The organism is Methanosarcina horonobensis HB-1 = JCM 15518, from assembly GCF_000970285.1.
Classification (GTDB): Archaea; Halobacteriota; Methanosarcinia; order Methanosarcinales; family Methanosarcinaceae; genus Methanosarcina; species Methanosarcina horonobensis.
This window is the reverse complement of sequence record NZ_CP009516.1, coordinates 3,449,747-3,461,452: the sequence shown is the minus strand read 5'-3', so window position 1 is coordinate 3,461,452 and position 11,706 is coordinate 3,449,747. Positions and strand designations below refer to the sequence as shown.

Here is an 11,706-nt window from a genome sequence, read left to right as displayed (position 1 = left end):
TTCTTAAGCCCCCAGATAGAGTCCAAGGCCCACTGCCCAGACAAGGTTCAGGAGGGACAGGGGCAGGAGTTTTTTCCAGCTCATATCTACTACCTGGTCGATTCTGAACCTCGGGACAGCCCACCTCATTCCTATAATAGTCATAAGCACAAGCACGGTCTTAAGGAGCAAGAACCCTGTAGGGGCAATAAGGCCAAGCACCGCGTTGTTTGCAATAAATGCGGGGACATTCCAGCCGCCAAGGAAAAGGAGTGCTACGAGGAAAGAGCCAAGGATCATGTGAATATATTCGGCAAAGAAACCGAGCCCGAAACGCATCCCGGTATATTCGGTAATCCAGCCTGCAACGAGTTCTTCTTCAGATTCGTTCTGGTCAAAAGGAAGCCTTCCCATATCAGCCATAAGAGCGATGAAGAAAACAATGAACCCGATCGGCTGCAGGAAGATGTTCCAGAGCAGCCCCTGAGACTGGGCAATTTCCACGATATTCAGGGAGCCTGTCATTATAGCAACACTGACAACAGTGATTCCGAGAGGCACTTCATACCCTACCATGCGGGCAAAGTTCCTGAAAGCACCAAGCAGGGAATACTTATTGTTTGAACCGTAGGCAATCATGAAAATACCAAAAATTGTAATCGCGGACATTGCTTCTATGTAAAGTACGCTGATGTCCATCTCGGTTACAGCCAGAGGGTACTCGACCCCGTTTATGAAAACTGCGCCCACCGGGATTGCAACAAGCATAAGGAAAACCGAACTCATCATGAAAATAGGAGCGTTGTCAAAGAGAAGACGGTCAGCATTACTCGGTCTCATGTCTTCTTTCGTGAAGAGTTTTATGGCATCGGCTACCAGCTGCAGGAGCCCGAACTTGCCTACCCTTGACGGTCCGTGCCTGAACTGGATGTCTGCTGAGAGCTTTCTCTCAATCCAGACAGCACCCATTGCTCCGAGGAAAATTGCTCCCACGAGAGAGAGGCCTACAAGCCCGCGGATCCAGGGTATAAAAGGAACTATGAATTCTGGAATTTCTATAACCATTATAATCACCTGTCCGCTTCACTGGTGCAGCCGTCCATACTGCCTGAAATAGCTGCTACGTCCGCAACTGTCGTGCCTTTGATGAGAGGAGGCAGAGCCTGAAGGGTAGGGAAGTAAGGTCCTCTGACTTTTACCCTGTAAGGTTTGTCCGAGCCGTCGGAAACCATGTACATTCCCATCTCGCCTCTCGGGTCTTCGACCCTGTGGAATACCTCACCTGCAGGAACTCTCATTACAGGAGTCCTTCTGCCGTAAGGAGTGCCTTCCGGAAAGATAGGTCCGCCTGGGATTCTGTCAAGGCACTGTTCGATGATGTAAATGCTTTCGCGCATCTCGTTAAGCCTGACCTGCACCCTTGCAAAACAGTCTCCTGCAGTTTCAGTACAGACCTTAAAGTCCAGGTCCTCATACACAAGGTAGGGTTCATTCTTCCGGATATCGAAAGGAACGCCTGTCGCCCGCAGGGCTGGCCCGGAAACTCCAAGGCTCTTTGCAACGTCAGCAGTCAGGATGCCGACTCCTACTGTCCTCTCCCTGTAAATTCTATCGGAGTTGAACATTTCCTCGTAGTCACTGATGACTTTCTTGAGGTTGTTCAGGACAGGAAGGGCTTTTTCTTTAAATCCTGCAGGGAGGTCGTCACGCACTCCTCCGAACCTCAGGTAGCTGTGAGTAATCCTTGCTCCTGTGACCATGTCGATCAGGGTAAGTATGTCTTCCCTTTCTTTGATGGTGTACATGAACATGGAAACGAAGCCAATGAATTCCCCGAATTCTCCCATGCCGAGCAGGTGGCTCTGGAGTCTGGAAAGTTCTTCTAAAATGACTCTTATATACTGAGCTCTCTCTGGAGGTTCGATACCAAGAAGCTTTTCAGCGCAGCCCACAAAACATTCTTCATTTGTCAGAGCTACTAGGTAGCAGATTCTGTCAACTATAGTGATACCCTGAAGGTAGGTTTTACTCTCCAGAATTTTCTCAATGCCTTTGTGAATATAACCCAGTTCCACTTCGGCATCCATTACAGTTTCTCCTTTCAACCTCAGGTTTAACCTGAAGGGTCCGGGTTGCATGGGATGCTGAGGGCCCAGGTGTACGATCATTTCGTTTGGTCCGATAATTTCTTTTGGTCCAAGCATTTCGTCCATTTTTCACCCCTCACACCAGGTTTCTTGCTGTCTTGTTCGGGAAACCCTCGTAGTCTTTCCGGAGAGGCCACTCGCCCAGCATATCTTCGGGAAGCACAAGAGGCTTCAGATTCGGGTGGTCTTTAAAGAATATCCCGAAGAGTTCGTAAGTTTCTCTTTCGTACCAGTTTGCGTTCCAGTATACCGGGACGATGGATTCTATTTCCGGAGAATCCCTTGGTAGCCTTGCTTTAAGCATAAGGACTACAGGATGGTCATATGATGCTATATGATACACTGCTTCGAGCTCGTTCCTCTGAGGATAGTCAACTCCGCACACCGAGCAGAGGTGGTCGAACTGAAGGGAGTCTTTAAGGTACTGGCAGACCTCTTTTGCTTTTTCACTGTCAACATATGCCCGGATACGGATTGGAGATTCGATCCCGGCTTCGGAAATTGCCTCCGGAAATTTCCCGGTTAATGATTCTATGATTGTTCTGGCATCCATTATATTCCCTCAAATAAGCCTGAAATCTTCTCAGTATTCCGTTCCCCGGTCTTTTTTGGCTTTTATTTTCTCCTGCAGCTCCACAAATCCCTGGATAAGGGCTTCGGGTCTGGGAGGACATCCCGGAATGTAGACATCGATAGGGAAAATTTCATCGATGTTCTGCACAGTGCTATAAGACTCATAAAAAGGACCGCCGCTGATTGAACAGTCTCCCATGGCGATAACCCATTTGGGCGCAGGCATCTGGTCCCAGAGCCTCTTTAAGGCTGGCAGGTATTTTTTTGTCACATAGCCGCTGATGATCATGACATCCGCATGCCTTGGAGAGTTCCTTGGGATAATACCGAAACGGTCTGTATCATAATGGGCACAGCCCGTAGCAATCATTTCCACACCGCAGCAGCCCATTGGCTGGGTCATGAACCAGAGAGAGTTTTTCCTCCCCCAGTTGATAAGGTCCTGAGCCTTGGTTTTCTTAAGGAAATTGTGGATTGCACTGGTAGTTGTTGTGATAACGCCAGGGATTTCTTCTTCCGGGGTTTCTTTTGAGTTATTCGTTTTTGTCTCCTTCATTTCACCCATGTAAGGGCCTCCTTCTTCCAGAGATATACGTATCCGAAGAGCAGTATGAAGATAAATACAAACATCTCAACCACTGCAATTGAGGTAATCCCATGCCCCTTATAGACTGTAGCCCAGGGGTAAAGGAAAAGGACCTCAATATCAAAAAGGACAAAAGCAATTGCATAGAGATAATACTCAACATTGAACTGGATCCTTGCAGTCCCGGTAGGAATGGAACCCGATTCGTATGTTGTGTATTTGCTGGCTGCTTTGCTCCTCGGACTCAGTTGCTTTACCATGAACATTGTCATGGGAGGCATAATCAGTCCCACGGCAAGGAATATAGCAACCGGTATATAGCTATCAATTATTCCAGACATCGTATCACCTATCAAAGTGCAGCAATCTGAAATTGCAGCGTCGCATGATCCTGATTCTCAGTTTTTAAGATGTACGGACAAAAAAACTGTATCGGACTCCGGTTGTTAAAAAACCATTTGATCCGAATACAGGTCCTGTGGGATATCTGCATCCAGGCTCCTATTTTCTGAGGGTAGGGATCCCGGATATTGATATCCTGACTCCCGAGCTTTGAAATATTTACTTTTCATTGCCCGAGATATATGATAAATTGCCGAAAGTCAGGAGACATCCATCCTTCCGGCGACTTGGATTCAATTAGCGCGAAAGTAGTATAATTAATAATTAAGATTACAGGTAGCTATGCTAGTTCTGCAAATGAATCAGGGGTTATTTATAGCTATTTGCTAGATAATTAATATTATATAAATATTAAGTCTAAATAATTAAAACTCTATTTTTAAAATATATGTATGTTAAAAAAAATTAGAGGAAAAGCCCTGATCTGCTGACGAAATTATATATACACCATAAATATGTTATTATTTTTGAACAGCCTTAGAATTCCTGAAAGTTAATTTCCTGAAACTACAAATTTTCTCCGGGAATAGCGAGGAATTATATATCTCAATTATAATCTTAATCCCCGTAAAAAATCCTTTGAATACAACACAAAAAATAATGATAAATATAGAGATCTCAGGCTTCTGGAGGCAACTTCTGGAATGAAAATAATAAGGAACTTAGAGTGCTGAAAATTTTCTACGTGATGCTTTCTCTGAAGCTGTATTATATTCCGAAGGGGATAATTTCATAGTATATTACTTATTACATATTACATCCGGCGCATTATCATCAGGGAAGCCCTGATCGCCCTGATGCTGAGAATACATGAGCGACACGCTATACCAACACATTATAATAAGTCTTTTCACGATAGAAAAGCTGGTGGATCGCATGAAGATAAACGATAACTGTGTAGGGTGCGGCCAGTGCGCTTCTTTTTGCAAAAAAGGAGCAATAGAAGTAAGGGGAAGAGCACGGGCTACTGATGCCTGCGTAGAGTGCGGGTTGTGCGTTCCCTACTGTCCTGTAAAAGCCATAGAGGTACCGGCATGAAAACAATCGTTATAGGTGCAGGGCTTGGAGGGCTTTTAAGCGCTGCCCGTTTATCAAAAGCAGGGCATGAGGTTGAAGTTTTTGAAAGGCTTCCTATTACAGGAGGCAGATTTACAAACCTCAGTTACAAAGGATTCCAGCTTTCTAGCGGAGCTTTCCATATGCTTCCTAACGGACCCGGAGGTCCTCTTGCCAGGCTACTCAGGGAAATAGGAGCTGATGTAGATATAGTGCGGTCAGAAATGACCACCATACGCGTACCTCTCAAAAAAGGGAATGCCGATTACGTGAAAGGCTTCAAAGATATCTCTTTTAATGATTTTCCTTCGCTTCTTTCTTATAAGGACCGCATGAAAATTGCCCTTTTGATCGTGAGTACTAGAAAGAACCGCCCCGCAGGAAGTACACTTCAGGCCTGGATAAAGACTCAGGTCAGTGACGAGTGGCTGATAAGATTTGCCGATTCTTTCTGCGGCTGGGCTCTCAGCCTTAAAAGCGACGAAGTCCCGGTAGAAGAAGTTTTTGAGATTATTGAAAATATGTACCGTTTTGGAGGCCCAGGTATCCCTAAAGGAGGGTGTAAAGGAGTCATTGATGCCCTTGAAGCCGTTATTCTTGCAAACGGAGGAAAAATTCATACCGGGCAGGAAGTCTCAAAAATCCTGATTGAAAATGGAAAAGCTGCAGGAGTGGTTGTTGGAAGCAAAAATCACGAAGCTGACCTTGTCATCAGCAATCTTGGTCATGCTGCAACCGCTCTGCTCTGCGGTGAAGCACTTTCCGGAGAGGCAGGTTACCTTAAAATGCTTGAGACCCTTCAACCCTCTGCAGGCATAAAGATCTGCCTTGCCGCAGACGAGGCTCTTGTCGGTCATTCCGGAGTTCTGTTGACTCCCTATACAAGGCGCATAAACGGGATCAATGAAGTAACTCAGGCTGACCCGAAACTGGCTCCTCCTGGAAAGCACCTTACCATGTGCCACCAGTATGTTGCCCCTGAGAATGTAAAGAACCTCGAAGCGGAAATCGAGATGGGGCTTGCTGACGTCAAAGAGATTTTTTCGGATAAAAGGTACGAAGTCCTTCTTATCCAGTCATATCACGATGAATGGCCAGTAAACAGGGCAGCTTCGGGTACGGACCCGGGAAATGAAACTCCTTTTTCCGGACTCTATATTGTCGGAGACGGAGCTAAAGGAAAAGGAGGCATAGAAGTCGAAGGAGTGGCTCTTGGCGTGGTGTCAGTTATGGGAAAAGTCCTGGGCTAAAGCCAGAGCAAGAAACCAGAGTTCAGCAGGTGTTTTTCATTCCATCGGAAAAAATTCCTTTCGTAACTTATTCAAAAAACGTTTTCATCCCTGTAACCAATATCTGTAGAAACCAGTGTGGTTACTGCGGCTTTCGGCGGGAACCCGGGCAGCCCGGAGCCCGGCTCATGAAGCCGAAAGAGGTTATTTCTATTCTTGAAAACGGGGTAAAGGCAGGATGTACCGAAGCTCTCTTCACATTCGGGGAGCGTGCAGAAGAAGTACCGGGATACGGCACAATGCTTGAAGAGCTTGGATACTCCTCTACTCTTGAATATGTCCTTTTTCTCTGTGAAACAGCAATTGATATCGGAATTCTTCCCCATACGAATGCAGGAATAATGACCCTCTCGGAACTTAAAGCTTTAAAACCCCTGAATGCGAGTATGGGGCTTATGCTTGAGAGTACGGCAGTTCTGGACGCCCACAAAGACTGCCTGGGAAAAGTTCCGGAACGCAGGCTTGAGACCATCCGGGATGCCGGAAGACTGGAGATTCCTTATACTACAGGCCTCCTTATAGGGATAGGGGAGAGCAGGGATGACAGAATAGAATCACTTGAAGCAATTGCAGCTCTTCATACAGAGTACGGGCATATTCAGGAAGTAATTATTCAGAATTTTGCCCCTAAGCAGGGAACTGCTATGGAAAATTTCCCTGAACCTGGTGTGGAAGAGATGATGGATGCTGTAGCTCTTGCAGCCCGGATCCTGCCTCATGATGTAGCAGTCCAGGTTGCCCCGAATCTCATAGATCCCAGATCCCTTATTGCAAAGGGAGTAACGGACCTTGGAGGCATATCCCCTCTTACAATTGACTGGATCAACCCCGAAGCAGAATGGCCCGACGTAAAGGACCTTCAGAAAAGGCTCGGGGATATTCCGCTTAAAGAACGTCTGCCAGTTTACCCTCAATATGTGAAAAAAGGGTGGTATTCGGAACGAATAGGCAGCCTCATTGAGCGGCTCTCAGATAGGGAAGGCTACAGAAAGCAGCCCGAAATAGAGAACGCGGAGGATTTAGAAAAATGAACAGCAAAATTCCCGAAGACCTCATAGAACGCGCATACCAGGGGAAGAGCACAAAAGAAGATGCTCTTTTGCTCCTGGATGTACCTCCTTTCGAACTTTTCAGGTTTGCAGATGAACTCCGCGACCTGGCAGTAGGAGATACAGTGACTTATGTTGTAAACAGGAACATAAATTTCACAAGTCGCTGTGTAGGTACCTGTGGGTTCTGTGCATTCAGGACAAATAACGGAAAGGTCCTCAGCATCGAAGAAATTATGGGAAAGGTTAGAGAAGCCGAGAAGGCAAACGCCACCGAAGTCTGCATCCAGGGAGGTTTGCTTCCGGATGTTGGCCTGGACTTTTATCAGGGGATTGCAGAAGCCATAAAAGCCGAATTCCCGGAAATGCATATCCACTCTTTTTCGCCGATGGAAGTTTACCACGCCTCACGCATCAGTGGAATTACTGTAAAAGAAGCCCTCAGGAGACTCAAAAGAAGCGGTCTTGATACCATGCCCGGGACAGCAGCAGAAATTCTCTCGGACCGCGTGCGGAAAATAATCTGTCCTTCTAAAATCAGGACCGCAGAATGGGTCGAAGTGGTCAGGCAGGCTCATGCTGCAGGAATCCCTACCACTGCAACCATGATGTACGGGCATGTTGAAACTCCTGAAGAAAGAATTGACCATATGCTGATCATCAGAGAGATTCAGAAAGAAACAGGAGGAATTACGGAATTTGTGCCTCTACCTTTTATGCCCTACAACAATCCCGTGGGAGAAAAGATGATTAGGGAAGGCCGATATGCTACTCCGGGCCTTGAGGACCTGAAAATCTATGCAGTATCCCGTATCCTCTTACACGGACATGTGGACAATATCCAGGCAAGCTGGGTGAAACTGGGAAAGAAACTTGCCCAATTTTCTCTTCACTGTGGAGCCAATGACCTGGGTGGCACACTCATGGAAGAAAGCATCTCCAGATCTGCAGGGGCCTGCCACGGGGAAATGATAACTGTGGATGAACTGGAATGGATGATCCACGGAGCCGGCAGAATACCTAAAGAGAGGACAACCCTGTATAAAGGGGCGCACGAGCTGGCTTCCCGAAGTCATGGAAGGACTGCCGGGTGCGGAGCTTTTGAATAAGCCGACAGCCAGGTAACAGTCAGGGAAATGATGGAATTTAAAAAGGATGATCGGATGTACGTGAAAAAACCGACAACTCCAGAAGACGTAATTGAAAGGGCATACCGGGGAAAATGTACTAAAGAAGATGCCCTTCTCCTGCTTGAAGGAAACCCATTTGAGCTGTTTGAGCTCGCAAATGACCTGCGTGCCAGTACGGTAGGCGATACTGTCAGCTATGTTGTGAACAGGAATATCTATATCACAAACAAATGCGTCGGAAACTGCGGGTTCTGCGCCTACAGGACAGATAAAGGATATATCCTGAGCGTTGAAGAGATCCTGAAAAAAGCTGAAGAAGCAGAAAAAGCCGGAGCTGTTGAAGTCTGCGTCCAGGGAGGGTATACCCCGGAAGCTGACATGGAGTTCTATCTCGAGATTATAGAATCAATAAAGGCTGAATTCCCTGACCTGTGCATTCATGCCCTGTCCTCTATGGAAGTAAATTATGCAGCAGGAATTTCAGGCATGTCGGTTGAAGAAGCCCTGCAAAGGCTTAAAAAAAGCGGGCTTGATTCTCTCACAGGAACTTCAGCCGAGATCCTCTCCGACAGGGTAAGAAAGATTATCTGTCCCTCAAAAATCAATACTCATCAGTGGATTGATACCATAACTGCGGCACATAAAACAGGGATTTCCACTAATGCCACTATTATGTACGGGCATGTCGAAACCCTTGAAGAACGCCTTGACCATGTTTTTACCATCCGCGAGATCCAGAAAGAGACAGGCGGATTTACGGAACTTATCCCTATGTCCTTTTTGCCCTACAATAACCCTGTAGGGGAAAAGATGCTTGCATCCGGAAAATTCACAAGCACAGGACTTGAGGACTTGCAGCTCATAGCTATTTCCCGCGTAATTCTACATACCCACGTTAAAAACATTCAGGCTACCTGGGTAAAATTAGGAAAAAAGCTCGCTCAGGTAGCCCTGCAGTGCGGAGCAAACGACCTTGGAGGCACACTTATGGAAGACCAGATCTCCACAGCATCAGGGGGCAGCCACGGGGAATATGTGTCGCCTGCAGAGTTTGAATGGATGATAAAAGGAGCAGGGAGGATTCCCATGCAGAGGGACACCCTTTATCGAAAGGTCGAACCCGGGTTCTCGGGACAGGACGGTTCACTTCCGAATTGTACAAAATCAAGAATTGGCAGCAAAGAGTAAAACGCCTGAAAAAAGAGTTTTCCTGATATCTAAAAAAATTCCCCTGAATAAAAAAAGAAAAAACGAAAACGAAAAACGAAAATATGCAGGAGTCCAGATGAGAGCCGTAATCCCCTATAAAAAAGCCGGCGCAAAATCCAGGCTATCGCCTGTCCTGAGTTTACAGGAAAGGGAAGAGTTTGTAGAACTCATGCTGAACCAGGTGATAGACTCGCTCAAAGGAGCCGGAATAAAAAAAGTCGATATCCTCAGCCCTTCGGTCTACGGGCTTGAGGTCATGACGAAAGCGAGAGTTCTTCTGGACGAAAAAGACCTGAATGAAGCCCTTAACAGGTATCTTGCAGAGGCAGAAGAACCTGTTTTGATTGTTATGGCTGACCTTCCTCTCCTTTCTCCGGAACATGTAAAGGAAATAACTTCAACTAAAAAGGATATCTGCATCGTTCCCGGAAAAGGCGGAGGAACGAATCTCCTTTTTATAAAGAATCCTTCGAACTACCGGGTGAGGTATTACGGTTCGAGTTTTTTAACTCACTGCTCGATTGCAGCAGACTCCGGACAGGATTTCGAAGTCTATGACTCCTTCCTAGCAGGTACGGATATAGATGAGCCTGAAGACCTGGTAGAACTTCTCATACATGGGAAGGGACCTGCAAAGGACTACATTAATAGTAAATTCAAGCTTGAAGTTAGCAGAGGAAGGGTCGGACTGGTCCCACTTTGAGTCCTGTAGGAAAAGGTATCTCAGCAGCTTTTCTGCTGGCTCTTCAATTAAAAAGAGATGGAAGGAAGAAGCTTGGAAAAACCGTAAAAAGTAATAAAGCAGACTTAAGCTGCTATCCACATATTCTCTTTTTTCTCTTCTTTTTTTTGCAAGCCCGCCCTCCTGTGTCGAGCGCGACGAAAAGAAAAAAGATACTTAAAAACGTAGTTTCAGGTGGGATCTTATAATCCTTCCTAAAGATTTTCTATCCTTTTTCTGTTTTTCAGTCAAAAATTTTAAATAAACGACGTGTACATTAAGCTATGAACAAAGAAATCGATTATTCATTGACATAATTGATTTTTAATTTTTGACCAGATAAACTCGGATTTATAGACTCAGTAAAAATCGGGAGGCTATTTCCGGAAGAGGTGAGCCACTGAGATCCTTTACAGATGAAGAAAGAGAGATCATAAAGCGAAATATTATGGACCGAGGGAAAGACTGTTTTGCCAGATATGGGGTCAAAAAAACAGGTATCGAGGACCTTACTGAGGGCCTGGGAATTGCGAAAAGTTCTTTTTACTCCTTTTTCGACAGCAAAGAGGATCTCTTTCTCCAAATCTTTAAAGAAGAGCGGGAAGCTTTAAGGGAAAGCATACTCGAAAATTCCTTCCTGAAATACAGGACCGAACCCGATAAAGCTATCAGAGCTTATCTTCAGTATGTGCTTCATATTGTTAATAACCACCCGATCTGGAGAAAAGTTTTCATTGAGAAGGAGCATCTTGAACTGAAAATCTCCCGGTCTTCAGAGGAAGAAATCAAAAAGATTTGCAGAGATAATGTGGCAACGATTCTGCCTTTCTTTGAAGAGTGGGCAGCTTCGGGTCTCTTAATAGATAAACCAGCCCGTATCCTTGCCGAAACTACACAGGCAGTTCTTTCCCTTATACATTTCAGGAATGAAATTGAAGATGAAGATTTTCCGGAAATTATGAATATTCTTATTGATCTCCTGGCAGAGAACATCGTAAAAAGGAGTGATTAGAATTTCAGGCCGGAGTCAAAGAAAAAACAGATCCTGGAGAGGGTGGAGGTATATTTAAAAAAGAGCCGTGCCACTATACCGGTGGTTCAAAGTTGTTGCCTTTTTTGAGTAACTAATGGCAAATTTTAATCATGTATGTGTCTAAAAAAAGAAGCATGGTAATTTTTCTTAAAAGGCAAAAATATAATTTATAGGGATATTATATAAATAATTTATATAACAATAGAAAGTGACCAGAATAATATCTTATACTGGATGCGTCGGTCCAGTAGAGCCAATAACTTTAAACTAGATAAATACATTAATTGTGGAAACTATTCAAAAGAGTAATTCTATTAAATGAGTGAATCTGAATTCGAATCTTATCTTCCTGAAAAGAAGATCTGTGCAATAAAAGCAAAACACAGAAAAAGGTTTACTGATGGAATATAAATTTCAAAATATAATTTAAGAAGAGACTTTCAGACTCTGTATTAAAATCATCAGTTTAAATATTGTTGCATTGTATTGTCAAGCCTTTCTATTGACATTAAACAGTTCTCAAGAAAGGCGA

12 protein-coding genes are annotated in these 11,706 nt (G+C 44.9%); 7 read left to right on the top strand and 5 right to left on the bottom strand.

All coding sequences use genetic code 11. The annotated features are described in order from the left end of the window. Positions 1 to 3: 3 nt before the first annotated feature. Genes fpoH through fpoA form a run of 5 tightly spaced genes read right to left on the bottom strand, consistent with a single transcriptional unit; the run spans position 4 to position 3,641 of the window. On the bottom strand, positions 4 to 1,044 hold the full coding sequence (gene fpoH, locus MSHOH_RS15185) for a F420H2 dehydrogenase subunit FpoH (RefSeq protein ID WP_048140876.1): 1,041 nt from the start codon (positions 1,042 to 1,044) through the stop codon (positions 4 to 6). Between the two features lie 5 nt (positions 1,045 to 1,049). Next, positions 1,050 to 2,192, bottom strand: a complete 1,143-nt coding sequence (gene fpoD, locus MSHOH_RS15180; RefSeq protein WP_239451001.1) for a F420H2 dehydrogenase subunit FpoD — start codon at positions 2,190 to 2,192, stop codon at positions 1,050 to 1,052. 10 nt (positions 2,193 to 2,202) lie between these two features. Further along, a complete protein-coding gene (gene fpoC, locus MSHOH_RS15175) occupies positions 2,203 to 2,679 on the bottom strand; it encodes a F420H2 dehydrogenase subunit FpoC (RefSeq protein ID WP_048140875.1) in 477 nt (158 codons plus the stop codon). A 30-nt stretch (positions 2,680 to 2,709) separates the two neighbouring features. After that, positions 2,710 to 3,264 (bottom strand): F(420)H(2) dehydrogenase subunit B, encoded by a 555-nt coding sequence (fpoB, locus tag MSHOH_RS15170; RefSeq protein WP_048140873.1) that lies wholly within the window; start codon positions 3,262 to 3,264, stop codon positions 2,710 to 2,712. Next, on the bottom strand, positions 3,252 to 3,641 hold the full coding sequence (gene fpoA / locus MSHOH_RS15165) for a F420H2 dehydrogenase subunit FpoA (protein ID WP_239451000.1): 390 nt from the start codon (positions 3,639 to 3,641) through the stop codon (positions 3,252 to 3,254). Before fpoA ends, fpoB begins: the two co-directional genes overlap by 13 nt. 922 nt (positions 3,642 to 4,563) lie before the next feature. Between fpoA and MSHOH_RS15160 the strand changes: the two genes are divergently transcribed. The 7 genes from MSHOH_RS15160 (at position 4,564) to MSHOH_RS15125 (ending at position 11,153) form a co-directional block, all read left to right on the top strand. Beyond that, on the top strand, positions 4,564 to 4,725 hold the full coding sequence (locus tag MSHOH_RS15160; RefSeq protein WP_048140871.1) for a DUF362 domain-containing protein: 162 nt from the start codon (positions 4,564 to 4,566) through the stop codon (positions 4,723 to 4,725). Then, the gene (locus MSHOH_RS15155) at positions 4,722 to 5,993 is read left to right on the top strand and encodes a phytoene desaturase family protein (protein WP_048140869.1); all 1,272 of its coding nucleotides are present in this window, start codon (positions 4,722 to 4,724) and stop codon (positions 5,991 to 5,993) included. The genes MSHOH_RS15160 and MSHOH_RS15155 overlap by 4 nt, the downstream gene beginning before the upstream one ends. A 29-nt stretch (positions 5,994 to 6,022) precedes the next feature. Next, positions 6,023 to 7,063, top strand: coding sequence for a 7,8-didemethyl-8-hydroxy-5-deazariboflavin synthase subunit CofG (gene cofG, locus MSHOH_RS15150; RefSeq protein WP_082089374.1), 1,041 nt, complete (start codon positions 6,023 to 6,025; stop codon positions 7,061 to 7,063). Then, positions 7,060 to 8,190 carry a 5-amino-6-(D-ribitylamino)uracil--L-tyrosine 4-hydroxyphenyl transferase CofH gene (cofH, locus tag MSHOH_RS15145; RefSeq protein WP_048140866.1) on the top strand — a complete coding sequence of 377 codons (1,131 nt, stop codon included), beginning with the start codon at positions 7,060 to 7,062 and terminating at the stop codon, positions 8,188 to 8,190. Before cofG ends, cofH (MSHOH_RS15145) begins: the two co-directional genes overlap by 4 nt. Positions 8,191 to 8,244: 54 nt before the next feature. Beyond that, on the top strand, positions 8,245 to 9,399 hold the full coding sequence (cofH, locus tag MSHOH_RS15140) for a 5-amino-6-(D-ribitylamino)uracil--L-tyrosine 4-hydroxyphenyl transferase CofH (RefSeq protein ID WP_048143536.1): 1,155 nt from the start codon (positions 8,245 to 8,247) through the stop codon (positions 9,397 to 9,399). Between the two features lie 97 nt (positions 9,400 to 9,496). Continuing rightward, positions 9,497 to 10,123 carry a 2-phospho-L-lactate guanylyltransferase gene (gene cofC / locus MSHOH_RS15135; RefSeq protein WP_048143535.1) on the top strand — a complete coding sequence of 209 codons (627 nt, stop codon included), beginning with the start codon at positions 9,497 to 9,499 and terminating at the stop codon, positions 10,121 to 10,123. A 466-nt stretch (positions 10,124 to 10,589) separates the two neighbouring features. Further along, on the top strand, positions 10,590 to 11,153 hold the full coding sequence (locus MSHOH_RS15125; RefSeq protein ID WP_239450999.1) for a TetR/AcrR family transcriptional regulator: 564 nt from the start codon (positions 10,590 to 10,592) through the stop codon (positions 11,151 to 11,153). Positions 11,154 to 11,706: the final 553 nt, after the last annotated feature.